General features: G+C 61.3%; 19 protein-coding genes. 6 read left to right on the top strand and 13 right to left on the bottom strand.

What is annotated here, in order from left to right; all coding sequences use genetic code 11:
- Positions 1-194 precede the first annotated feature (194 nt).
- Positions 195-614, top strand: a complete 420-nt coding sequence (mscL, locus tag QMK52_RS11280; RefSeq protein WP_005791618.1) for a large-conductance mechanosensitive channel protein MscL — start codon at positions 195-197, stop codon at positions 612-614.
- Between the two features lie 40 nt (positions 615-654).
- Here mscL and QMK52_RS11275 read toward each other — a convergent pair whose 3' ends face one another.
- Positions 655-1431, bottom strand: a complete 777-nt coding sequence (locus QMK52_RS11275; protein ID WP_005791620.1) for a ferredoxin--NADP reductase — start codon at positions 1429-1431, stop codon at positions 655-657.
- 458 nt (positions 1432-1889) lie between these two features.
- On the opposite strand from QMK52_RS11275, the gene QMK52_RS11270 reads away from it, so the two are divergent.
- Both QMK52_RS11270 and QMK52_RS11265 read left to right on the top strand, forming a co-directional pair.
- Entirely contained in the window at positions 1890-2600 is a 711-nt protein-coding gene (locus QMK52_RS11270; RefSeq protein ID WP_005791622.1) for a helix-turn-helix transcriptional regulator, read from the top strand.
- Positions 2601-2744: 144 nt separating this feature from the next.
- Positions 2745-3869, top strand: a complete 1125-nt coding sequence (locus tag QMK52_RS11265; protein ID WP_194439286.1) for a methyltransferase — start codon at positions 2745-2747, stop codon at positions 3867-3869.
- 66 nt (positions 3870-3935) lie between these two features.
- Here QMK52_RS11265 and QMK52_RS11260 read toward each other — a convergent pair whose 3' ends face one another.
- The 3 genes from QMK52_RS11260 to QMK52_RS11250 are packed head-to-tail and all read right to left on the bottom strand — an operon-like array spanning position 3936 to position 6564.
- Entirely contained in the window at positions 3936-4103 is a 168-nt protein-coding gene (locus QMK52_RS11260; protein WP_005791626.1) for a DUF2474 domain-containing protein, read from the bottom strand.
- A gap of 12 nt (positions 4104-4115) precedes the next feature.
- Positions 4116-5123: a cytochrome d ubiquinol oxidase subunit II gene (gene cydB / locus QMK52_RS11255; protein ID WP_005791627.1), complete on the bottom strand. Its 1008-nt coding sequence runs from the start codon at positions 5121-5123 to the stop codon at positions 4116-4118.
- A gap of 1 nt (position 5124) precedes the next feature.
- The gene (locus QMK52_RS11250; RefSeq protein ID WP_005791629.1) at positions 5125-6564 is read right to left on the bottom strand and encodes a cytochrome ubiquinol oxidase subunit I; all 1440 of its coding nucleotides are present in this window, start codon (positions 6562-6564) and stop codon (positions 5125-5127) included.
- A gap of 316 nt (positions 6565-6880) precedes the next feature.
- Between QMK52_RS11250 and QMK52_RS11245 the strand changes: the two genes are divergently transcribed.
- Complete coding sequence (locus QMK52_RS11245; RefSeq protein ID WP_005791631.1) at positions 6881-8119, top strand: MFS transporter; 1239 nt, start codon at positions 6881-6883, stop codon at positions 8117-8119.
- Between the two features lie 137 nt (positions 8120-8256).
- Here QMK52_RS11245 and QMK52_RS11240 read toward each other — a convergent pair whose 3' ends face one another.
- The 4 genes from QMK52_RS11240 to QMK52_RS11225 all read right to left on the bottom strand — a co-directional run bounded on the left by QMK52_RS11240 (position 8257) and on the right by QMK52_RS11225 (position 12491).
- Entirely contained in the window at positions 8257-10440 is a 2184-nt protein-coding gene (locus QMK52_RS11240) for a xanthine dehydrogenase family protein molybdopterin-binding subunit (RefSeq protein WP_320404090.1), read from the bottom strand.
- A complete protein-coding gene (locus QMK52_RS11235) occupies positions 10437-11426 on the bottom strand; it encodes an FAD binding domain-containing protein (protein ID WP_005791633.1) in 990 nt (329 codons plus the stop codon). Before QMK52_RS11235 ends, QMK52_RS11240 begins: the two co-directional genes overlap by 4 nt.
- Positions 11423-11947, bottom strand: a complete 525-nt coding sequence (locus tag QMK52_RS11230) for a (2Fe-2S)-binding protein (RefSeq protein WP_005791634.1) — start codon at positions 11945-11947, stop codon at positions 11423-11425. The genes QMK52_RS11235 and QMK52_RS11230 overlap by 4 nt, the downstream gene beginning before the upstream one ends.
- A gap of 97 nt (positions 11948-12044) precedes the next feature.
- Entirely contained in the window at positions 12045-12491 is a 447-nt protein-coding gene (locus QMK52_RS11225; protein WP_005791635.1) for a DUF4879 domain-containing protein, read from the bottom strand.
- Positions 12492-12679: 188 nt separating this feature from the next.
- Between QMK52_RS11225 and QMK52_RS11220 the strand changes: the two genes are divergently transcribed.
- Entirely contained in the window at positions 12680-13975 is a 1296-nt protein-coding gene (locus tag QMK52_RS11220) for an NCS2 family permease (protein ID WP_005791636.1), read from the top strand.
- Positions 13972-15051 carry a tRNA (uridine(54)-C5)-methyltransferase TrmA gene (gene trmA, locus QMK52_RS11215; protein WP_005791637.1) on the top strand — a complete coding sequence of 360 codons (1080 nt, stop codon included), beginning with the start codon at positions 13972-13974 and terminating at the stop codon, positions 15049-15051. The genes QMK52_RS11220 and trmA overlap by 4 nt, the downstream gene beginning before the upstream one ends.
- A 155-nt stretch (positions 15052-15206) precedes the next feature.
- Here the strand turns inward: trmA and QMK52_RS11210 are convergent, their stop codons facing one another.
- The 5 genes from QMK52_RS11210 to QMK52_RS11190 form a co-directional block, all read right to left on the bottom strand.
- Complete coding sequence (locus QMK52_RS11210; RefSeq protein WP_320404089.1) at positions 15207-16535, bottom strand: TolC family outer membrane protein; 1329 nt, start codon at positions 16533-16535, stop codon at positions 15207-15209.
- A complete protein-coding gene (locus tag QMK52_RS11205) occupies positions 16532-17857 on the bottom strand; it encodes an HlyD family type I secretion periplasmic adaptor subunit (protein ID WP_005791639.1) in 1326 nt (441 codons plus the stop codon). Before QMK52_RS11205 ends, QMK52_RS11210 begins: the two co-directional genes overlap by 4 nt.
- Positions 17854-19602 carry a type I secretion system permease/ATPase gene (locus QMK52_RS11200; RefSeq protein WP_320404088.1) on the bottom strand — a complete coding sequence of 583 codons (1749 nt, stop codon included), beginning with the start codon at positions 19600-19602 and terminating at the stop codon, positions 17854-17856. Before QMK52_RS11200 ends, QMK52_RS11205 begins: the two co-directional genes overlap by 4 nt.
- Before the next feature lie 170 nt (positions 19603-19772).
- The gene (locus tag QMK52_RS11195; RefSeq protein WP_005791641.1) at positions 19773-20393 is read right to left on the bottom strand and encodes a heme acquisition protein HasA; all 621 of its coding nucleotides are present in this window, start codon (positions 20391-20393) and stop codon (positions 19773-19775) included.
- Positions 20394-20474: 81 nt separating this feature from the next.
- Positions 20475-23132 carry a TonB-dependent receptor gene (locus QMK52_RS11190; RefSeq protein ID WP_216092138.1) on the bottom strand — a complete coding sequence of 886 codons (2658 nt, stop codon included), beginning with the start codon at positions 23130-23132 and terminating at the stop codon, positions 20475-20477.
- Between the last annotated feature and the right edge of the window lie 26 nt (positions 23133-23158).

Here is a 23158-nt window from a genome sequence, read left to right as displayed (position 1 = left end):
GGCCCGATTAAGAAAATAATCTGGTAACGGGCTGAAATGACGGGTAATTCGCGCGCGATTGGTGGCACTTTGCAAACTATTTGCGTTTTAATGTGTCGATAAAAATCGACAGTGTTAACAGTTGTGTCGAGCAAGCCTTGTACGACTGAATTACACTGACCTCCACCCTTCTCAACTGTAACAAGGAATAACCTATGGGCGTGATCAGTGAGTTCAAGGCCTTCGCGGTCAAAGGTAATGTGGTCGACATGGCCGTCGGTATCATCATCGGCGCCGCCTTCGGCAAGATTGTTTCCTCGTTTGTAGGCGACGTGATAATGCCGCCTATTGGTCTGCTGATCGGGGGGGTGGACTTTGCCGACCTGGCGATAACACTCAAGGCCGCGCAGGGTGACGTACCGGCGGTGGTGTTGGCTTATGGCAAGTTTATCCAGAGCATCATCGACTTCGTGATCGTCGCTTTTGCGATCTTCATGGGTGTGAAGGCCATCAACCGCCTGAAGCGAGAAGAAGCCGTAGCCCCTAGCTTGCCACCGACGCCGACCAAGGAAGAAGTGCTGCTGGGCGAGATCCGCGATCTGCTCAAGGCTCAAAATAACAACAAACCGCTTTAATCAGCGATTGCAAAAAGGCGCCTCGTGAGGCGCCTTTTTTCTACCAGTAATTTTCTACTGCAACCTGACCAGGGCGTCGACTCAGGCTCAGTTGCATGTCCCGTTGCTTGAGTAGCTGACGAGTGTCATCGACCATCTGCGGGTTGCCGCAAATCAGTACGCGGGAATGTTCGGGTGTTAACTTAAGGCCGGCCGTGCGCTCCAGTTTGCCATTCTTGATCAACGTGGTAATGCGCCCGTTGAGCGCACCCGGATGTTGCTCGCGGGTGACGATGGGGATGTAGGTGAGTTTATGCGCGTACTCGGCCAGGTGTTCGCGCTCCCCCAGTTCTTTGATCAGCGCCTGGTAGGCCAGCTCTTTCGCTTCCCGGGCGCTGTATACCAGGATGACGTGTTCGAATTTTTCCCATACCTCAAAGTCCTGCAGGATCGACAGGAACGGCGCAACGCCAGTCCCTGTCCCCAACAGCCACAGGTCGCGCCCGTCAACGAAGCGATTAAGGGTCAGGAAGCCGGTGGCCTGGCGCTCTACCAGCAGGGTATCGCCGACCCGCAGCCGGCTGAGTTCGCTGGTGAACTCCCCGCCGGGAACAACGATGGAAAAAAAGTCGAGATGCTCATCAAAAGGCGATGACACCACAGAGTAGGCACGCCACACGGTGCTGCCATCGGCCTTGGTTACACCCAGGCGCACGAACTGGCCGGCGGTAAAGCGAAAGCCTGGGTCGCGAGTGGTGCGCAGGGTGAAGAGGCTGGGGGTCAGCGATTGCACGTCGAGCAAGGTCTGGCGGGTAAATTTCTCAGCACTGGCCGTCATGGGAGGCTCCGTTTTGCACAGGCTGCTAGTGTCTCTCAAAGCAGATGACGCAAACACCGTTGATTTGTACTGGCATTGCATTTACCCATGATGCACGGCCTGTCAGTGACGCAAGTGGGCCAGCGGCTCACCAGCAATCCGAAGGAAACAAAGAGCCGCACACTCATACTAATCATTTGGCTATTAACCCAACCGGAATACGCCACAAGATGAAACTACGCCGTCCGAAGACGTCATTTTGATATCACCTGCAAGTCATTAAAACCAGTGCAAAAAAAATGTCCCATCGGTTTTTTCATACAAACCAACAACGCTTGTACATATCTGAAACCTGTAGACCAACCACCTGATGAATTTTTTTTCAGACTAGCTTGTACGACGTGTCCTACACTTGTTTTCGTGCTGGATTGGGGATCAGGAAGTACCCAAGTCACAAAGAAACCCATGGAGAGTTACCGATGGTCAATTGGCGCAATTCACGGCTGCCCAAGCTGGAAGGCGAGAGCGAAATCACCACCGTGTATGAAATGGTGATCAACCGCACTCAGGAAATGGGGTTCAAATATTGCTCGTTCACGATGAGTACTCAATCCGAAAATACCCAAGCAAAGCCTTTCAACTGCAACAACTACCCAAATGAATGGAACAGAATCTATCAACAAGCAGGTTTCTTCGACAAAGATCCGGCTGTAGTTCACTGCAAGCACTCTGTACTGCCCATCCTCTGGGAGAAGCAAGCCTTCGGTAACACCCCTGAACTGTGGGACTTGGCTGAGTCATTTGGGGTGCATAGGGGCTGGTCCCAGGCGGTGCATGATTTCAAGGGTGTATTCAGTATGCTGACCCTGGTGCGTGACAAGGGTGAGGTCAGCCCTGAAGAGCTTTACGAAAAAGCCGGTCAAGTCTTGTGGCTCTGCCATGCGATGCATGCCGTAGTCGCGCTTCAATACACCTGCGAGCCCATCGACGAGGCGCCGTTCAAGTTAACGGCCCGCGAAACGGAGATTCTCAGATGGTGCGCGATGGGCAAGACCGCCGCGGAGATCGCTCGCATTCTGTGCCTGTCCGAGCGCACGGTGGGTTTTCATGTCGGCAGAGTACTCAGCAAATTGAAGGTCACCAGTAAGATCCAGGCTGTGCTCTGCCTCGCCAAAGCGGGGATGCTCTAATCGTCAATTAAACACCCCATGTCATTGCGTAAAAAAAAACGTAACATTTACGGCCAATTCTGAGTGTTGATGCCGCCCCCTTCAGCGGGTCGCGTCGCCTTTCACTCAGACGGTTCCGTCGATTACCCAGAGCATTCTTCCCCCATGCCCCTGCTTGACAGCCCTTTCGCCCAGCTCGATCTGATTCGTCAGCCAGAGCAACACAATGATCCGCTGCAAGCCTTCGATGCCGCCGACGAGTACCTGCTCAACCACCTTGGCGCACAGCAACCCAATGCGCTGACCCGCGTGCTGGTACTCAATGACAGCTTTGGTGCCCTCGCGGCCAGCCTTGCGGGCCAGATGCCGGTGACCTCCAGCGGCGACTCGTTCCTCGCCGCCCACGCCCTGGAGAAAAACCTGGTGCGTAACGGCAAGGCGTTTGATGCCGTGCCATTCGTACCCGCCAGCATCGCGCCGGTGGGGCCCTTCGATCGGGTGCTGATCCGTGTGCCAAAAACCCTGGCGCTGCTGGAAGAACAGTTGATCCGCCTGCAGGGGCAATTGGCGCCGGGCGCCGAGGTGATCGCCGGGGCGATGGTCAAGCACTTGCCCCGCGCCGCCGGTGAACTGCTGGAGCGTTACATCGGGCCGATGCACGCGACGCTTGCGGTCAAAAAGGCGCGATTGCTGATCGCCACCGTGGCAGATCGCCCTGTCGCAGTCTCGCCCTACCCCACCCGCTACACCCTGGACGCCCCAGCGATCGAGTTGCTCAACCACGCCAACGTTTTCTGCCGCGAAGGCCTGGACATCGGCACCCGTGCCTTCCTGCCGCACCTGCCGAAAAACCTTGGCAGCGCCCGCGTGGCAGACCTGGGCTGCGGCAATGGCGTATTGGCGATTGCCAGCGCTTTGCAAAACCCCGACGCGCAGTACACGCTGGTGGATGAGTCCTATATGGCCGTGCAATCGGCGGCTGAAAACTGGCAAGCCGCCCTGGGCGATCGCGACGTGATTGTACGTGCCGATGACGGCCTGGCCGGTCAGGAGGCGCAATCGCTGGACGTGGTGCTGTGCAACCCACCGTTTCATCAACAACAAGTGGTGGGTGACTTCCTCGCCTGGCGCATGTTCCAGCAGGCACGCGAAGCCCTGGTAGTGGGCGGCGCGTTGTATATCGTGGGTAATCGCCACCTGGGCTACCACAGCAAGTTGGCGCGATTGTTCCGTGGCGTCGAACAAGTGGCGGCCACACCAAAGTTCGTCATCCTCAAAGCGCGCAAATAAAAAAGCCCTGCCCTTCCAATAGAAGAGCAGGGCTTGCCTCTCACGCTGGCAGGCCGGTTCGGTATGTCAGTGCGTGGTCAGGCCCGCCGCATTCATGAACATGCGCATCAGGCTGGCCACCACGAACAGGGCCAGCACGCTGCCGACCCAGATCATCGCCAGCCATCCCAGGCGCCGCCACAATGGCTGCTTCTCGGCCTGTTCAATCTCGTGCAGTGAAGGTTTACCGGACATGTTTCAACCCTCCTAGTGGTAGCCGTCTTCGTGGGTGACCTTGCCGCGGAACACGTAGTAGCTCCAGAAGGTATAACCCAGGATGAACGGGATGATGAACAACGTGCCCACCAGCATGAAGCCCTGGCTTTGCGGCGGTGCCGCAGCGTCCCAGATCGACACGGACGGCGGGATGATATTGGGCCACAGGCTGATGCCAAGGCCGCTGTAGCCCAGGAAGATCAGCACCAGCGTCAGCAGGAACGGCGTGTAGTGCGCATGACGGGCCACGGCGCGGAACAGTCCGTACATCGTGACCAATACCAGAACCGGCACCGGCAGGAACCAGAACAGGTTCGGCAAGGTGAACCAGCGCGAAGCGATTTCCGGGTGGGTCAGAGGCGTCCAGATACTGACGATACCGATCACCGCCAACACCACGAAAGCCAACGGCCGCGCCAGGTTATGCATCTGCTCCTGCAACTTGCCCTCGGTCTTCATGATCAGCCAGGTGCAGCCGAGCAAGGCATAGGCCACGATCAGCGCCACGCCGCAGAACATCGTGAACGGTGTGAGCCAGTCCAGTGAGCCACCGGCAAACTGGCGGTCCACCACCGGGATACCGTCGATAAAGGCGCCCAACGCCACGCCCTGGAAGAAGGTCGCTGCCAGCGAGCCACCGATAAACGCCTTGTCCCACAGGTGACGCTTGTGGTCCTTGGCCTTGAAGCGGAACTCAAAGGCCACGCCGCGAAAGATCAGCCCGATCAGCATCAGGATCAGCGGCAGATACAACGCCGACAACACCACCGAATACGCCAGCGGGAACGCGCCAAACAACGCCGCGCCGCCGAGTACCAGCCAGGTTTCGTTGCCGTCCCATACAGGGGCCACGGTATTCATCATCACGTCACGGTCGACTTTGCCGGGGATAAACGGAAAGAGGATGCCGATACCCAGGTCGAAGCCGTCCATGACCACATACATCATGATGCCGAAGATGATGATCACGGCCCAGATCAGCGGAAGATCAATACCCATCTCAATTCCCCTTGTGCTGGATGTGGTCGTGGTCGTTATCGCTGCCATCGTCGGCGGCAGACAACGGACGCGCCGGGGTGCGTTTCTGACCAGGGCCACCATGGGCCGGTTCGGTACTGTCGTGAGTCACAGGGCCCTTGCGCACCAGGCGCATCATGTAACCCAGGCCTGCGCCGAACAGCGCGAAGTACACCACCACGAACAACACCAGGGTGATGGTCATCTGCGCCAGGCTATGCCCGGACGAGGCATCTGCGGTGCGCATCAGCCCGTAGACCACCCAAGGCTGGCGGCCGATTTCAGTGGTGAACCAGCCAGCAAGAATCGCAATCAGCCCGGACGGGCCCATCCACAGCGCCAGGTACAGGAACGGTTTGGAGGTGTACATCTTGTCGCCACGGCGCAGCCACAGGCTGAACAGACCGGTGAAGATCATCAGGAAACCCAGGCCAACCATGACCCGGAACGACCAGAACACGATGGTCGAGTTGGGGCGGTCCTCAGGGGGGAACTCCTTGAGGGCCGGCACCTGCTTGTCCAGGGAGTGGGTCAGGATCAGGCTGCCCAGGTACGGAATCTCGACCGCGTATTTGGTCTTCTCGGCTTTCATGTCCGGCCAGCCAAACAGAATCAGCGGCGTCGGCTCGTTGCCGATGTTTTCCCAGTGGCCTTCAATCGCGGCGATTTTTGCCGGTTGATGCTTGAGGGTATTAAGGCCATGGAAGTCACCGATCACCGCCTGGATGGGCGCGACAATCAGCGCCATCCACATCGCCATGGAGAGCATTTTGCGGATCGCCGGGTTGTCCTTGCCGCGCAGCAAATGCCAGGCCGCCGACGAGCCGACGAAGAATGCCGTGGCAACAAATGCAGCCGTGGCCATGTGCATCAGGCGATAGGGGAACGAAGGGTTGAAGATCACCGCCAGCCAATCGGTGGGAATCACCCGGCCATCAATGATTTCAAAGCCCTGTGGCGTTTGCATCCAGCTGTTGGAGGCGAGAATCCAGAACGTGGAGATCAACGTCCCCACGGCCACCATCACCGTGGAGAAAAAGTGCAGCTTGCGCCCCACCTTGTTCCAGCCGAACAGCATCACACCAAGGAAACCGGCCTCAAGGAAGAAGGCCGTGAGCACTTCGTACGTCAGCAATGGCCCGGTGACAGCACCGGCGAAGTCCGAGAAACGGCTCCAGTTGGTGCCAAACTGATAGGCCATGACCAAGCCGGAGACCACACCCATGCCGAAGTTGACGGCAAAGATCTTCGACCAGAAATGGTAGAGGTCACGGTAGGTATCGTTATGAGTCTTGAGCCACAAGCCCTCCAGCACCGCAAGGTAACTGGCCAGGCCGATGGTGATCGCCGGGAACAGGATGTGAAACGAGATGGTGAACGCGAATTGAATTCGGGCGAGATCTAGCGCCTCCAAACCGAACATAAGTCTTCCTCTGTCAGGTAATACCGGCTGCTGGCTGGGAGCCTGCACCCACTGCCCCCACGGATATGGAGTGTGGCGAATTTCAATTCGTTTCTTTTTTTACCCATCTCGTGGGGATTCTGGCCTTGCGGCCGCCAGAGCAATTCCGGGGCAGGTTTTGATCTGGATCAAGCATCGTTGAAAGAGTAGTCCCATTTTTGCTGTACGACTGTGTGGTCTTTTGCCGCGTGACAGCTTGCCTCAGTCCTGTTCTTGCAACTATTTGTTACAGCTTGATGCTAATCTCGCCATTCCCCCGCTGCCGACCTGATTCCCGATGCCCAGTGAACCCGCGTTGCTGTTACGTCACCACCGCCCTTTCATCGCGTTCTGGCTGGCGCGGATCTTTACCGCCAGCGGCTTCCAGATGCTCACCGTGGCGATCGGCTGGAACCTCTACCAACTGACCGGCAACGTGCTGGACCTGGGGCTGGTTGGCCTGGTGGAATTCGTACCGCGCGTGCTGTTCATGCTGCACACCGGGCATGTGGCCGATCGCTATGAGCGACGCAGGGTCGCCGCCATTTGCCAGACGTTACAGGCGCTGATTGCCTTGTCCCTGGCCATCGGCGGCCTGACCGGCAACGTGACCCGCGAGATGATCTTTATCCTCGCCTTCCTGCTGGGCGCCGCGCGCTCATTTGAAATGCCCACCACCCAGGCGCTGCTGCCGAGCATCGTGCCCAGCGCGTTGTTCCCACGGGCCGTGGCGGCATCGCAATCGGCCCAGCAACTGGCGACCATCGTCGCACCCGCCGTTGGCGGTTTGCTCTACGCGTTTGGTAGCGTGTGGGTGTACGGCCCGACCGTGGCGCTGTACCTGATTGCCTGCGTGCTGACCTTGAACCTGCCCGCCCGCCAGACGCCGCTCAACAAAGCCAAGGCCACGATGGACTCGCTGCTGGCCGGCATCCGCTTTATCCGCAGCCGCCCGGACATCCTCGGCGCCATCTCCCTGGACCTGTTTGCCGTACTGCTGGGCGGCGCCACCGCGTTGCTGCCGGTGTTCGCCAAGGACATCCTGCTGACCGGCGCCTGGGGCCTGGGCCTGCTGCGTTCGGCACCGGCGGTGGGCGCCTTGCTGATGTCACTGTGGCTGGCGCGGTTCTCGGTAGACCGCAAGGTAGGACGCGTGATGTTTACCGCCGTTGGCGTATTCGGCGTGGCGACCATTGCCTTCGGCCTTTCGACCTCGTTCTGGTTCTCCCTGGCGGTGCTGGTAGTGCTCGGCGCGGCGGACATGATCAGCATGGTGATCCGCGCGTCGTTCGTGCAACTGGAAACACCGGATGAGATGCGTGGGCGAGTCAGCGCGGTCAATGGCCTGTTTATCGGTGCATCCAATCAACTGGGCGAGTTCGAATCCGGGATAACCGCTCATTGGTTCGGCACCGTGCCGGCGGTGGTAATGGGCGGGATCGGCACCCTGGTGGTGACCGGGGTATGGATCAAGTTGTTCCCGACCCTCGCCAATCGCGATCGTATGCATGTGCCGGTGGAAGAAACCAAGCCATAAGCTTAAGCGTTGTACCCTGTGGGAGCCGGGCTTGCCCGCGATAACGGTGTATCAGGCAACTCTCTGGTGGCCGAGGCACCGCTATCGCAGGCAAGCCAGCTCCCACAGTTGGAGCTTCGGTGCTTGGAAGGCCGGTGCTAGAGCACTTTATCCAAGGTGATCGGAAACTCCCGCACCCGCTTGCCGGTGGCATGGTAAATCGCATTCGCCACCGCCGCCGCCACGCCGACAATGCCGATCTCTCCCACGCCCTTGGACCCTAGTGCGTTGACCACATCGTCGTGTTCTTCGACAAACAGCACGTCAATCTCGCCGATATCGGCGTTCACCGGGATGTGGTACTCGGCCAGGCTGTGGTTCATGTAGCGTCCCAATTGATGGTCGACCTGGGTCTCTTCATGCAGCGCCATGCCAATGCCCCACACCACGCCGCCAAGGATCTGGCTGCGGGCCATCTTCGGGTTGACCACGCGCCCGGCAGCAATCGCGCTGACCACACGGCTGACCTTGATGGTGCCCAGGTCTTCATCCACCCGCACTTCGACGAACACCGCCGAGTGCGTAGCGCTGGTATAGCCCTCGCGCTTCTTGTCGGGCTCGCTGTCGACCTGGACCTGCAAGGCGTCTTCACCGCTGTCCTTGACCAGTTGCGCCAATGACACGCTCACGTCACCACTGTGTAGCTGGCCGTCTTCAAACCAAACCGAATCGGCATCCTTGAATACCGGGTAAGTCTGCCGGGCGATCTCCAGCAATTTGGCATTCAGCGCTTCGCACGCTTGCTGTACGGCGGTGCCGACGGAAGACACGGTAAACGAACCGCCCTGCAACGGCGCCGTGGGCAATGACGAATCACCCAACAGAAAGCTGATATCGGCCATCGCCACGCCACTGGCCTGAGAGGCAATCTGGGTCATCACCGTGTAGGTGCCCGTGCCAATGTCGGTGGTGGCACTGCTGACGGTGAGTTTGCCGCGGCTATCGATGCGTGCCTTGGCGCTGGCCTTCATCTGCATGGCTTCCCACACCCCACCGGCCATGCCCCAGCCGATCAACTGGCGACCGTCGCGCATACTGCGCGGTTCCGGGTTGCGCTGGCTCCAGCCGAAACGTTCGGCGCCTTCGCTGTAGCATTCGCGCAGGGCTTTGCTCGACCAGGGTTTGTCTTCGTTCTGGTTGCGCTCGGCGTAGTTGATCAGCCGCAGTTGCACCGGGTCGATGGCCAAGGCGCAGGCCAGTTCATCCATGGCACATTCCAGGCCGATCACGCCCAGCGCAGCACCGGGGGCGCGCATGTCCAACGGAGTGAATACATCCAGCGGCACCAGCTTGTAGGTCAGCTGCACGTTGTCGCAGTGATAGAGCATGCCGCTCCACTCCACCACGTGCTCGCTGAAATCCTCGAAGCGCGAGGTCTGGCCAATCGCGGTATGCCCCAGGGCCAGCAAGCGCCCATTGGCGGCGGCACCCATCTGCAAACGCTGCAAAGTGCGTGGGCGATAGCCGAAGGTGAACATCTGCTGGCGAGTCAGGGTCACGCGCACCGACCGCTTGAGCGCCAGGGATGCCATCACTGCCAGTGGTAGTTGGTACTGCGGGCGCAGGCCCGAACCGAAGGCGCCACCGACAAAGGCAGCAAAGATGCGCACCTGGCTTTTATCCAGGCCGAACACTTTTTGCACGTAGGCTTGGCAGTTCTGCGGACCCTGGGTTTTGTCGTGGATATGCAACGTGCCGTCCGGCTGATACAGCACGGTGCTGGCATGGGGCTCCATGGGGTTGTGGTGTTCGATGGGGGTGCTGTAATGCAGATCGAGGCTGATCGCCGCACCGGCCCACTCGGCCTGAAAGTTGCCGCGTGGTTTGGGCGGTGTCTGCGGTGAAGGGTAGGCCCCTTCCTGCTGGGTGAGCAGGTCGGTTTCGAACGCTTCAGGCGCGTATTCGATGTGCACCAGTGAACCGGCGTGCCGGGCCAGTTCCAGGTTATCGGCGATCACCAGGGCCAGGGGCTGGCCGCTGTAAAGCACGCGGTCGTTGTACAGCGGGCGAAAGGGTGAGCCGTCGGCGGCATCATCATCCTGGAAGGCGTCGTCGTAACTGGCGATTCTGGGGCGATTGAGGTGATCAATGACCTCGACCACGCCGGGCAAGGCCAGGGCCTTGGAAGCATCGATCTTGATAACGCGGCCTTTGGCGATGGTGCTGGAGACGACACTGCCATGCAGCAGGCCATCCTCAGGGAACTCACCGGCATAGCGCGCCTGGCCTGTGACCTTGAGCAGACCGTCGACACGGTCCAGGGGTTTGCCGATGGCACTCATGGCTGTTCTCCTGCGACAGCGGCGTCGCTCAGGGCACGGATGATTGCGCGTCGTGCCAGTTTGATCTTGAAGCCGTTGTGCTCCAGCGGCTCGGCGTCTTGCAATAGGGCATCGGCAGCGTTGCTGAAGGTTTCGCGGCTGACGGTCTGACCGATCAATGCCGCTTCCACTGCGCGGTCGCGCCAGGGTTTGTGCGCCACGCCGCCGAGGGCCAGGCGCGCATCGATGATGGTGTCGCCGTCCAGTTCCAGCGCCGCAGCCACCGACACCAAAGCAAAGGCATAGGACGCGCGGTCGCGGATTTTCAAGTAGTGGCTATGCCGGGCCAGATGGTCGGCAGGCAGTTCGATTGCGGTGATCAGCTCGTCATCGGCCAATTGGTTGTCGCGCTGCGGCGCATCGCCGGGCAGACGGTGGAAGTCGGCGAACTCGATGACGCGTGCACCCCCACGCCCTTCTACATGCACCCGTGCCTGGAGCGCCGCCAGGGCCACGCACATGTCCGAGGGATGCGTGGCCACGCACTGCTCACTGGCGCCAAGGATCGCATGGATGCGATTCAACCCCGTACGCGCCGGGCAGCCGCTACCGGGCTCGCGCTTGTTGCACGGCACCGTAGCGTCATAGAAGTAGTAGCAGCGGGTGCGCTGCAACAGGTTGCCACCGGTACTGGCCATGTTGCGCAATTGCGGCGAGGCCCCCGCCAGGATCGCTTGGGACAACAATGGGTAACGCTGTTCGATCAGCGGGTGCCAGGCCAGGTCGGCATTGCTCACCAGCGCGCCAATTCGCACGCCGCCGTCGGCGGTTTCTTCAACCTCGTGCAAGGGCAAACCGGTGATATCGATCAAGTGTTCCGGGCGGCTGATGTTTTCTTTCATCAAGTCGAGCAGGTTGGTGCCCCCGGCAATGAAGCGCGAGGCCGCGTTGCTTAGGTGCACCGCCTCTTGAACACCGGCAGGCTTGCTGTAGTGGAAGGGGTTCATTGTTCACCTCCCGAGCGGTGGCACGCCGGCAGCGCCTCTTCAATGGCGTCACGGATATTGCTGTAGGCACCGCAGCGGCACAGGTTGCCGCTCATCAGTTCCTGGATCTGCGCACGGTCGTGGGCGCGACCTTCATTGGCCAGGCCCACGGCGGAACAGATCTGGCCGGGGGTGCAATAGCCGCACTGGAAGGCGTCGTGTTTGATGAAGGCTTGCTGCATGGGGTGCAACTGGTCGCCTTCGGCCAGCCCTTCGATGGTGGTCAACTCGGCGCCGTCGCACATCACGGCCAGGGTCAGGCAGGCATTTACGCGCTTGCCGTCACGCAATACGGTGCAGGCACCGCACTGGCCGTGGTCGCAGCCCTTTTTGCTGCCGACCAGGTCCAGCTGTTCGCGCAGCAGGTCGAGCAAGGTGGTCCAGGGCAGCACATCCAGTTGGCGCGGCTGGCCGTTGAGTGTCATGCGTATCGGGTGGCGGGCAAACGGCTGGGCCGCCGCGCCATTGGGGTTTGCGCTCATAAACACCTCACGGGTTGAAGTACATCCGCGGCGTTCAGGAAAGTCGCCGTCTTAAGGGGTACGACTTCCCGGGATTTTGAGCGTTCAAGATGATTGATCAGCGGATATTGAGCTGGGCTTTCAAGGTGTTTTGCGGGGGGTTGATCGAGGTATTGGTGAATTCGAACCAGCCCTGGGCCTGGACATTCAGGTCGAACACATAGATGTAGCCCATCAAGGTGCCCACGCCATTGCACGCCTCACTGATGTTGCCCACCTGGCACACCGCCGTGCGTTGCCCGTTCAACTCTGCGCCATTGAAGCGGCCCATCGGGCTGTTGCCCAGGCCGACTTCCATGACCGACACCTGGGTGGGCCCACGGTGTTCGCACATCTGGGTGGTGTTCACCCGTTCGGGGATGGTTTCGCTGCATTTTGCCGATTCCACCTTGAACACCCGCACCTCGCTCAACGCCGGTGCAGCCGCGCCCCACGCCGGTGCTGCGCCCAGCCACAGGCTGATACTGGCGATCAGAGCTAGACTCCACGCGTTGGCTTTTTTCATGCTGGCAATGACCCGGTATTGAACGTCGGCGCAGTATGCCTCAAGGCCATGCGCCACACAGCCTCGGCTGCTGGTATGATGCGCCGCTTTTTCCGATCCTCTCTGAAACCACAGGCGCTTGGCGCAGTTTGTGCTTTGACTTAGAGGTCAACAAATAACGACGCACAATAGCGTCACAGGGAGCCGGCATGCTGGAAAAGCTGTTTCAACTCAAAGCCCACAACACCAATGTGCGCACCGAGATTCTTGCGGGGATCACCACCTTCCTGGCCATGGCCTACATCCTGTTCGTGAACCCGAGCATCCTCGGCGAAACCGGCATGGACAAAGGTGCGGTATTTGTCGCGACCTGCCTGGCGGCGGCCATCGGTTCCACCGTGATGGGCCTGATCGCCAACTACCCGATTGCGCTGGCGCCGGGCATGGGCCTCAACGCGTTCTTCACCTACACCGTGGTCCTGCACATGGGCCACACCTGGCAGGTGGCGCTGGGCGCGGTGTTCATTTCGGCGGTGCTGTTCTTCCTGCTGTCGATCTTCCGCATCCGCGAGTGGATCATCAACGCCATCCCACTGCCTCTGCGCTCGGCGATTGCTGCCGGTATCGGCCTGTTCCTGGCGCTGATTGCCCTGCATAACGCCGGGATCGTGGTCGCCAACCCGGCCACCCTGGTGGGCCTGGGTGACTTGAAACAACCGGCGCCAATCCTGGCGACGCTGGGTTTCGTCCTGATCGTCGCACTCGAAGCCCTGGCCGTACGCGGTGCGGTGCTGATCGGTATCCTGGCGGTGACCATCGCCTCCATCGTATTGGGCTTCACGCCCTTCATCGGTGTGACCTCGGTGCCGCCTTCGCTGGCTCCGACGTTCCTGCAGTTGGATATCAAGGGCGCGCTGGATATCGGCCTGGTCAGCGTGATCTTCGCCTTCCTGTTCGTCGACCTGTTCGATAACTCCGGCACCCTGATCGGCGTCGCCAAGCGCGCCGGCCTGATGGGCAAGGACGGCCATATGCCGAAAATGGGCCGTGCGCTGATCGCCGACAGCACCGCCGCCATGGCCGGCTCGCTGCTGGGTACTTCCACCACCACCAGCTACATCGAATCGGCAGCAGGCGTGAGCGCCGGTGGCCGCACCGGTTTGACCGCCATCGTGGTCGCGATCCTGTTCCTGCTGGCGTTGTTCTTCTCGCCGCTGGCCGCCAGCGTGCCCGCGTATGCCACCGCGCCAGCCCTGCTGTTTGTAGCGGTGCTGATGAGCCAGGGCCTGGCCGAAATCGACTGGGATGACATTACGGTTGCAGCGCCGGTGGTGATCACTGCCCTGGCGATGCCCTTCACTTACTCCATCGCCAACGGCATCGCCTTCGGTTTCATCGCCTGGACCGCCATCAAGCTGCTTTCGGGCCGCTACCGTGAGCTGAACCCGGCACTGGTAATCCTGTCGATTCTGTTTGTGATCAAGCTGGGCTGGTTCAACGCATGACTTTTGACGCCGCAAGCTACACCGCTCAACTGCAAGACAAGGTCACGCGCTTGCGTGACCTGCTGGCACCCTTCGACGCGCCCGAGCCGCAGGTCTTCGATTCGCCCTTGCAGAACTTCCGCCTGCGCGCGGAGTTCCGCCTGTGGCGCGAAGGCGGTGATCGCCATTACGCAATGTTTTCCCAGGACGACAAGCGCACGCCGATCCTGATCGAAGCGTTTCCGATTGCCAGCCAGCGCATCAACCAGTTGATGCCGCAACTCAAGGCCGCCTGGCAAGCCAGCGCCGCCCTGAGCCACAAGCTGTTTCAGGTGGAGTTCCTCACCACCCTGGCCGGCGACGCGATGATCACCCTGTGCTATCACCGCCCGCTGGACGAGCATTGGCACACCGCCGCGAACAAGCTGGCGGCTGAGCTGAATGTGAGCATCATCGGCCGCTCCAAGGGCAAGCGCGATGTGATCGGCCAGGACTATGTGGTGGAGAAACTCGAGGTCGGTGGCCGCACCTTCAGCTACCGCCAGCCCGAAGGCGCCTTCACCCAACCCAACGGTACGGTGAACCAGAAGATGCTCAACTGGGCATACGAAGCCTTGGGCGATCGCCCCGACGATTTGCTGGAACTCTACTGCGGCAACGGCAACTTCACCCTGCCGCTGGCCACTCGCGTGCGTAACGTGCTGGCCACCGAGATCAGCAAGACCTCGGTGAACGCGGCCTTGAGCAACCTCGATGAAAACGCGATCGGTAACGTCAAGTTGGTGCGCCTCTCCGCCGAGGAACTCACCGAGGCGCTCAATGAAGTGCGCCCATTCCGCCGCTTGCACGGCATCGACCTGAAAAGCTACGAGTTTGGCAGCGTATTCGTCGACCCGCCCCGCGCCGGCATGGACCCGGACACCTGCGAACTGACCCGGCGTTTCGACAATATCCTGTACATCTCCTGCAACCCGGAGACGTTGGCCGCCAACATCGCGCAACTGCATGACACGCACCGGATTACCCAATGTGCGATGTTCGACCAGTTCCCGTGGACGCACCATATGGAATCGGGTGTGTTGCTGACCCGCCGATAAATCCGCGGCATATACCGACCCACATGTAGGAGCGAGCTTGCTCGCGAATAACGTCATTGATAACGCGGGTTGCCTGGGGAAATGCGTTGCCTGTGAGGTTTTCGCGAGCAAGCTCGCTCCTACAAAAGATGGGTGTTTATGAGCCGAGTTATCACTCATGCCGAGGGCCGGAAATACCCGGCCAACGCCCGCAAGTCCTGCTCGCTCAGCAACCCCGCGTAATACTTCAACTGAATGCGCGCCAGCAGGTACGCGTGGCGGGCATTGGCCAGGTCGCGGCGGGCAGTGAACAGTTGCTGCTCGGCGTCGAGTACATCAAGGTTGACCCGCTCCCCGCCACTGACGCTTTTCTTCGTGGCGCTCACCAGCGCCGTGGCGGAACTCACTGCCATTTCATAGGCCCGCACCTTGGCCGCGCCGCTGGTGTTGAGGTTGAATTGCTTGCGCAACTCCAACAAGGTTGCGGCGGTTTGCGCGTCCAGCTCGTATTGAGCCTGGGACAATTGGTTGGCCGCCTGACGGGTAGAGGCAGAGACCGAGCCACCGGCAAACAGCGGCAGGCTGATCTGGATGCCGACGCTGTTGGTGTCGTACTTCTGGTTGTAGCTGCTTTCTGAGTCGGAACTGGTCTTGCGACTGGTCGCGTACAGGCTGACCTTGGGCAAGTGCCCGGCGCGCTTGCGCTCCACTTCATAAGAGGCCACGTCGAGCGCGTGATGCTGGGACTTGAGTTCGGGGTTGTTGGCCATGGCCAGTTCACGCCAGGTTTCGAAACGGTTGGGCTCAAGCGGCGCGATCTCGAATGCGCGGGCCAGGGGTGCCAGTTCTTCGATATGCAGCGGCTGGCCGACAATGGCTTCCAACTCACGTAAAGCGCTGTCCTGGGCATCCACGGCTTCGATCTCTTCGGCCTGGGCCAGGCTCAGGCGCGCCTGGGTTTCAAGCACATCGGTACGGGTACCCTCACCGCCTTTGAGCAGGCGGTCGTTGAGTTGCAGGCGCTCGGCAAACGTACGCTTCTGGGCACGGCTCAACTCGATGCGCTCTTGTGCCAGCAATGCCTGGCTGTAGGCGCCCAGTACCCGCACGGCCAGCTCCTGGCTCTTGCCGCGAAAGCGCTCGTCGGCCATCAACGCCTGGGCGGTGCCTTGGCGAAAACGCGCATAGGCTTCGTAATCGAGCAGCGGTTGCTGCAAGGTCAGGGCCGAGGCGTAGCTGCGGTAATTGCGGTCGCTGGTGACATTACCCACCGCCGTACTCTGGGTGACTTCGGACTCATTGCGCGAGTTGTTGTAGCTCCATGACAGGTTCGGCAGCAGTGCGGCCCGACCAATCACGCGGTTTTCTTCACCGGCCTCACGCTCCTGGATCGCCGCCTGAAAGGTCGGGTCGTTGCGTAGCGCCAAATCATACACATCCAACAGACCCAGAGCGTTTGCCGCGGGCGTGCAACTTAAACAGAGGGTAAACAACAACGCCTTCATTCTTCCACCAGGGCCATATGGGTACGGTCCAGCAAGGGTTTGAACAGGTAGTTGAGCATCGAGCGCTCGCCGGTCTTGACGAAGGTTTCCACCGGCATCCCCGGACGGATCTGCACGCCGTCCAGTTGCTGCATACCCGCTGCGCTGACCTGGGCCCGTAGCGTGTAATACGGCTCATCGGTGCGCTCATCGACCTGGCGGTCGGCCGAGACCAACGTGACCTCGCCCGCCACCCGTGGCGTGGTGGATTGGTTGAATGCCGAAAACATCAACTCGACCGGCAAGCCCGGGTGCACCTTGTCGATCATCTGTACCGGCACCCGCGCCTCCACCCACAACGGCTCGTCCTGGGGCACGATGTCCATCAGGGCCTCACCGGGCTTGATCACGCCGCCTTCGGTATACACCTGCAACCCCACCACCACACCGGATGCCGGGGCGCGCACCAGGCTGTTGGCCAGTTCGAACTCGGCGGAGGCCAGGCGATTGCGCAAGTCCTCGCTGCGGGTGCGGGTCTCGGCCAACTGAGTGCGCAGGTCTTTCTGAAAGTCTTCGCCCAACTGGCGGATGCGCAAACGCAACTCCAGCACCTGGCGCTGCAACTGGCCGATACGCCCGAAATCCTCGGCGATGGCGCCGTCGATCTGCGCATACAGCCGCTCGCTGTCGAGCAGGCGATTACGAGGGATGTAGCCGTCGCGTGCCAGTTCGCGCAGGCCCTGAAGCTGTTCACTCAACGCCGCCCGCTGTTGCACTTTGCTCGCCTGGGAGGCCCGCGTGCCTCGCAACTGCGCCTCAAAGCCGGCGATGGTTTCGCGCAGGCCCGCCTGTTCGGTGGCCAGGGCCTGGGCACGGCTCTGGAATAACTGGCGTTGCAGGCTCAGGGTGTTCGCGGCGTCGGGATCGGCCAACAGCTCGGGGCCAAATGCAATGGCCGGCAAGCCTTCACTCTCTGCATTCAAGCGCGCTTCGCTGGCCAGCGACGCCAGGTATTGGCTGCGCAGTGACTGCATCTGCCCGCGCAACGGTGTTTCTTTCAAGCGCAACAACACCTGGCCTGCGCGTACCCGATCACCGTCACGCACGTCGATACGCTCGACGATCCCGCCCGCCGGGTGTTGCACCGTCTTGCGATGCCCCGACACCATGACCTTGCCCGCCACCGCCACGCCCTTGTCCAACGGTGCCAGCGCCGCCCAGCCAAGAAAGCCGGCAAAGCCTCCCAGCACCAGCCACCAACCCAGGCGCGAGTATTTTTTGTCATCCAGCGCCAGCACGTTGTGCGGCGGCTCACTGACCCATGCTGCTTTGCTCTGGCTCATGCGGGTTTTCCTTCACCGAAGCGGTAGCTCATGCTCATGCTCGACACCGGCTTGCTGACCACAGGCTTTTGCCGCGCCTCCAACACCCGCGCCGTCGGGCCGAACGCCTGCATCTGGCCGTCCTTGAGGATCAGCAACTGGTCGGTCAGGCTCAGCACGTTGGGTTTGTGGGTGATCAGAATCAGGGTGCGGCGCTGTTGCTTGAGCTGGGTGATGGCTTGCAGCAGCGCCTGCTCGCCCACTTCGTCGAGGTTGGCATTGGGCTCATCCAGCACAATCAGCGCCGGCAGGCCGTACAGCGCACGCGCCAGGGCCACCCGTTGTTTTTGCCCGCCGGACAAGCCTGCGCCGCCCTCGCCCAGTTGCGTGTCGTAGCCTTGCGGCAGTTGCAGGATCAGCTCGTGCACGCCGGCCATTTGCGCCGCAGCGAGGACTTTATCTGCCTCCACCGTTTCAAAACGCGCGATGTTTTGCGCAATGCTGCCCGCGAACAGCTGGATGTCCTGGGGCAAGTAACCGATATGCGGGCCCAGTTGCTGTTTGTCCCACACGGCCAGGTCGGCGCCATCCAGGCGCACCTTGCCGACCAGCGGTGCCCAGGCCCCCACCAGTACCCGCGCCAGGGTGGACTTGCCGCAGCCCGAGGGGCCGATCACACCGAGCACGTTACCCGCCGGCAGGCTGAAGCCCAGGTTGGCCAGCGCGGGCCGACGGCTGCCGGGGGCGCAGGCGCTGATCTGCTCCAGGCTTACCTGGCCCTTGGGCACGGGCAGGCTCATGCGTGCCGGTCGCGCCGGGTTATCCTGCAGCATCAACGACAAACGCTCATAGGCCAGGCGCGCCGAACCCCACTGCTTCCATACGCCGATCAACTGGTCGATGGGGCTGAGCACGCGCCCCATCAGGATCGACCCGGCAATCATCATCCCCGGTGTGATGTCGCCGTTGACCGCCAACCAGGCGCCCAGGCCCAGCACCAGCGATTGCAGGGCCAGGCGCACGCCCTTGGACCAGGCTGTGACCACCGCGGTCTTTTCACTGGCCAGGTTCTGCTGCACCAGAAACGCCTGGTGTTGGCTGAACCAGCGCCCGCGCAGTGTGGCGAGCATCCCCATGGCCTCGATGGTGTCGGCATTGCGCAGGTTGGCCGTGGCCTGCTGACTGGCACTGATCGACAGTTGGCTGGCCAGGGCCATCGGCGCCTGGCTGACATGGTGGTTGGCCCACGCCAGCGCGATCAGCAGCAGCGCACCACCCAGCGCCAGCAGGCCCAGCCAGGGGTGGAACAGGAAGATCACCAGCAGGTACACCGGAAACCACGGCGCATCGAAAAAGGCGAACAGCGCCTGGCCGGTGGCGAACTGGCGCAAGGTGGTCAGGTCGTGCAGGGCCTGGCCCGCGGCCTGGCTGCCGCCCTTGAGTTGCGCTTCATAAGCGGCGTCGAACACCCGCTGGTTCAAACGCATGTCCATCTGCGTGCCGAGGCGAATCACCACTTGGCTGCGCACCCACTCCAACGCCCCCATCAAGGCGAACAGGCCGAGGATCATCAGCGTCAGCATCAGCAGGGTCATCTGGTTGCTGGAAGCCAATACCCGGTCGTACACCTGCAGCATGTACAGCGCCGGGGCCAGCATCAGCAGGTTGATCACCGCCGAGAACAGGCCGATGTTGAAGAAGGCGCTTTTATAGGCCGTGAGTGCAGCCAGCATCTCATTCGCGCGCTTGGCACCGGGCCGAGTCATGGAGGTTGTCCCATTGAAGAGTCAAGCAAGGGCTCGCCCGGTGCGTTGACAGCACCTGCGGCGTACCCACAGAATTTGCCCCCGCCGCCGCCCTGGCCTTCGAAAACTCGGGCGGCGACGGGGTTTCAACCAGGCCGGTGAAGGCGTGAGCTTTCATCGGCTTTTTTGCATCAGGCGGCCAGGGCGAAGTCTTGCGGCGCGTCCTGAATCCCGACCAGGCCCACATCGGCAGCGGCGAACGCAGCCGAATCCTGATGCGCCACACCGGCGGCGGCCAGTTGGTCGAAGGTGGAGTTGACCGACAGGCTTGGGTCGATGCCCTTGAGCAAGGTGTCGATTGCCGAGGCCAGCGCCGAACTGTCACCGCTCATCAGGCCGTACACGATTTTGTGCACCTGGCCGTCACGGCCCTCGGACTGCAGACTCGACAGGCCCAGGTTGGTGAAGCTGACTTCCTGGTTGGCGATGCTGTAGCCACCGCTGGTTGCGCCACCGGCGAGGGTATCGCCCAGGGTCAGGCCATCGAGCGAACCCCACAGGGTGTGGGTCGGCGGATTGAACAAGGTGTAATGCAGGCTGCCTTCGGCAACCACCGCCGCGTCGCTGACGCTGCTCGATACGCCATATTGGGTGCCGTCGAACGGCCCAGGATTGAAACCACCGGTGTTCACACCCTCTTTGACCGAACCTTCACGGTGGTTGAGATCACCGAAGTAGGCCGACCAATCGCTCAGGTACTGGGCGACGGTGTTGGCGGCGTAGGTCGTGCTGTATGAAATAGAAATGCTCATGCAAAACTCCAAGTCATTGGGTGGTCACTCCGCAGCAAGCCAGTGCCTGCTGTGGTTTTGCCCGTTACTGGGCAAAAGCGGTCAGAACTGATATTCAACGGTGCCCTGCAACGTGCGCCCACGGCCCAGGGTGAAGGCCAGCACGTCGCCCAACGGCACCAGGTAGGCGCGATCGGTGACGTTTTCCATGGCCAGGCGCAGGGTCAGTTGGTCGGTGGCGCGGTAACTGCCATAAAGGTCATAGACGGTGTAGGGCTTCCAGTCGGCGGGGTAGACGCCGGTTTGCGCGGTGGTCACCCCGGCGGCGCCTTTGACGTAGTAGCCCGCGCTGTAGCGAGCGCGCACGCCCACATCCAGCTTGCGTTCAAGGAACCGTGCGCCCAGGGTGGCGGTGCCACGGTCCATGGGCATGTGTTCGGAAGAGCCCAGGATCGCGCTGCAACCCACGCCGGCATTGGCCGCATCGTCCGGTACCATCGCATCCACCGGCGCCCGGTTGCCGGGCCGCTTCTGGGTTTTGGTCACGCCGCCGAGCCAGGCGGTTTTGCTGCAGAACTTGTTGCTGCCGAGCATCCGCGTGTAGTTGAACTGGCCGTAGGCAAAGCCGGCGTCGTAATCGAGCTGGTACTCAAGGCCACGAAAACGCGTGGTTTCCAGGTTGTTGACGTAGGCCGCACTGCCGATATTGACGTTGCCATAGCCGGGTGGCTGCACGCCCAGGGCCATATAGGAAAAGTCATCGACCCGGGTGTTGAAGTACGACACTTTCATGCCCGCGCGATCATCGGCGAACAGCAGGTCTTGCTTGAGCACATTGAACCCGACTTCCCACGCAGTGGATCGCTCCGGCTTGAGGTAGGGGTTGGGGAGAATCGACTCCGACCCACCGCCATGGGGCCGACCGCTGACCAGGGCCTCGGTCACCGCCGGCGGACGCCAGCCCTTGCCGTAGGTGGCGAAGAGCTGCAGCCAATCGACGCCGGGCTTGATCGACAGCCCGAAGGTCGGGGAGAAGCGGCCCTCCTCGCGATCCACGTCGTAATTGACCGGCACCCCAATCTGGCGGGTGGTGCCGAGGATGAACGTGCGGGTGTTCAAGCCGGTTTCGCCGCGCAGCCGATAGCGGTCATAACGCAAGCCGGCGTTGAGGTTCAGCCAACCGTCGTAGTCCAGATCCAGGCGCCCGAACACGCTGCCCATCGCGCGGTCGCCTTTGGGCGTGATGCTTTCCGCCGCCGACGCGGTCAGCGCCGAGCCGGCTTCTACGGCCTGGTTGGAATCGGGCCGAACCTTATCGTAGAAAAACTCCAGCCCGTAGTTGGCCTTGAGTGCGGCCAGCTCGGTCAGGGCAAAGGTCGAGATGTTCTGCGCCTGCACGCCATAGGTATTGGTTTGATAGGTAACGTCGTAACCCTTGCTGATCCCCCGGGCCAGCGTGGATTGGTCATTGCGGGTATCCACATGATAAAGCTTGGCCTTGAAGTCGATCAGCGGGTTGTCCGGTGCGTAGCTGTAATCCAGCGCGAAGTTCTGCGCCTTGACGTTGCTGCTGCCGAGCTTTTCCCACAACTGGGGCTTTTCGGCGGTCATCATGTTGACGTCGTCGTAGTCGACCTCGGTAACCAGGTAGCTCAGTTGCAGGCGCTGATCAACTGGCAGGTTGAGCCCCAGCTTGAGCAGGCGCGAGCGCATCACCGAGCCTGAATAGGCGACCGTGCTGTGCTTGATGCGCTCTTCACTGGCCGGCATGTAAGCCGCACCGGTACGCAGCTCGCCGATGCTGCCCTTGGTGCCGGGGTTGTAATCGCCCAGGTGACGCTCACTGGCGGCCACCAACATGTCCCACACGTCGGTCCCCACGGCAAACGCCGAACTGCCGATAAAGTGCGTGCCGTTGCTGCGCCCGCCCAACCCGGTGGTGAGGCGAATGCGCCCGCCGATTTGCTTGCCGTCCTTGAGCAGGTCGGCGGCCTCCACGGTACGGAAATTGGCCACCCCGCCAATCACGCCTGCCCCGCCCTGGGTTGAGGTCGCGCCCTTTTCAATCACCACTTCGGACAACAACTCGGGGTCGACATACAGCGTGCCATTGCGTTGCTGGTGGCCGCTCTGCTGGTAATTCTGGCGCATGCCATCGACCGACATATTGACCCGGCCATAGTCCTGGATACCGCGGATATTCACGGACAGGCCAGGGTCTTGCTGGCTGACGGCGGAGTAGACGCCAGGCGCCTCTTCAAGCATCTCGGCAGCATGGCGTGGCGGGTTACGGTCCAGTTGCTCGCGATCGACCACGCTGACCGAACGTGGTGTTGAATACACCCAGTCCTGCTTGTGCAGGCCGGTGATGGTGGTGGTCCCCAAGGCCAGCGCTCCGGCCTGTTGCTCGACGCGGGTCAAGGTGACCTGGCGCTCGCCGGTGAAACGATATTCAACCGGTGCGGCACCCAGCAGGCGACCAAGACCTTCCTGCACGTCGAAGCTGCCCTTGAGCGCGGAGCTGCTCAACCCTTGCAGGCGCTGGCTGTCGAACAACACTTGCAGGCCCGCCTGATCGGCGAACGCCAGTACTGCACTGCCCAGGGATTGCGCAGGAATGTCGAACCTCAACACAGCAGATTGGGCTGCGCCAGCCGCAGGCTGCACGGCATGCACCGGCGCGGCGACGGCAAACAATCCCAAGTGAATGGCCAGGGCCAACCGGCTGCCGGTGATACGCCCCTTGGTGAGTGCTGACATGTGTGGTTATCCCTGCGCTAAGCGTT

The organism is Pseudomonas sp. P9_2 (genome assembly GCF_034008255.1).
In the GTDB taxonomy this organism is placed as follows: Bacteria; Pseudomonadota; Gammaproteobacteria; order Pseudomonadales; family Pseudomonadaceae; genus Aquipseudomonas; species Aquipseudomonas synxantha_A.
The sequence above is the reverse complement of the archived record's forward strand: the minus strand, read 5'-3'. Positions and strand labels throughout refer to the sequence as shown.

What these genes read in the sequence shown, in the direction of transcription:
- mscL (WP_005791618.1), top strand. Translation starts at nt 195, where the DNA reads ATGGGCGTGATCAGTGAGTTCAAGGCCTTCGCGGTCAAAGGTAATGTG.
- QMK52_RS11275 (WP_005791620.1), bottom strand. Translation starts at nt 1,431, where the DNA reads ATGACGGCCAGTGCTGAGAAATTTACCCGCCAGACCTTGCTCGACGTG.
- QMK52_RS11270 (WP_005791622.1), top strand. Translation starts at nt 1,890, where the DNA reads ATGGTCAATTGGCGCAATTCACGGCTGCCCAAGCTGGAAGGCGAGAGC.
- QMK52_RS11265 (WP_194439286.1), top strand. Translation starts at nt 2,745, where the DNA reads ATGCCCCTGCTTGACAGCCCTTTCGCCCAGCTCGATCTGATTCGTCAG.
- QMK52_RS11260 (WP_005791626.1), bottom strand. Translation starts at nt 4,103, where the DNA reads ATGTCCGGTAAACCTTCACTGCACGAGATTGAACAGGCCGAGAAGCAG.
- cydB (WP_005791627.1), bottom strand. Translation starts at nt 5,123, where the DNA reads ATGGGTATTGATCTTCCGCTGATCTGGGCCGTGATCATCATCTTCGGC.
- QMK52_RS11250 (WP_005791629.1), bottom strand. Translation starts at nt 6,564, where the DNA reads ATGTTCGGTTTGGAGGCGCTAGATCTCGCCCGAATTCAATTCGCGTTC.
- QMK52_RS11245 (WP_005791631.1), top strand. Translation starts at nt 6,881, where the DNA reads ATGCCCAGTGAACCCGCGTTGCTGTTACGTCACCACCGCCCTTTCATC.
- QMK52_RS11240 (WP_320404090.1), bottom strand. Translation starts at nt 10,440, where the DNA reads ATGAGTGCCATCGGCAAACCCCTGGACCGTGTCGACGGTCTGCTCAAG.
- QMK52_RS11235 (WP_005791633.1), bottom strand. Translation starts at nt 11,426, where the DNA reads ATGAACCCCTTCCACTACAGCAAGCCTGCCGGTGTTCAAGAGGCGGTG.
- QMK52_RS11230 (WP_005791634.1), bottom strand. Translation starts at nt 11,947, where the DNA reads ATGAGCGCAAACCCCAATGGCGCGGCGGCCCAGCCGTTTGCCCGCCAC.
- QMK52_RS11225 (WP_005791635.1), bottom strand. Translation starts at nt 12,491, where the DNA reads ATGAAAAAAGCCAACGCGTGGAGTCTAGCTCTGATCGCCAGTATCAGC.
- QMK52_RS11220 (WP_005791636.1), top strand. Translation starts at nt 12,680, where the DNA reads ATGCTGGAAAAGCTGTTTCAACTCAAAGCCCACAACACCAATGTGCGC.
- trmA (WP_005791637.1), top strand. Translation starts at nt 13,972, where the DNA reads ATGACTTTTGACGCCGCAAGCTACACCGCTCAACTGCAAGACAAGGTC.
- QMK52_RS11210 (WP_320404089.1), bottom strand. Translation starts at nt 16,535, where the DNA reads ATGAAGGCGTTGTTGTTTACCCTCTGTTTAAGTTGCACGCCCGCGGCA.
- QMK52_RS11205 (WP_005791639.1), bottom strand. Translation starts at nt 17,857, where the DNA reads ATGAGCCAGAGCAAAGCAGCATGGGTCAGTGAGCCGCCGCACAACGTG.
- QMK52_RS11200 (WP_320404088.1), bottom strand. Translation starts at nt 19,602, where the DNA reads ATGACTCGGCCCGGTGCCAAGCGCGCGAATGAGATGCTGGCTGCACTC.
- QMK52_RS11195 (WP_005791641.1), bottom strand. Translation starts at nt 20,393, where the DNA reads ATGAGCATTTCTATTTCATACAGCACGACCTACGCCGCCAACACCGTC.
- QMK52_RS11190 (WP_216092138.1), bottom strand. Translation starts at nt 23,132, where the DNA reads ATGTCAGCACTCACCAAGGGGCGTATCACCGGCAGCCGGTTGGCCCTG.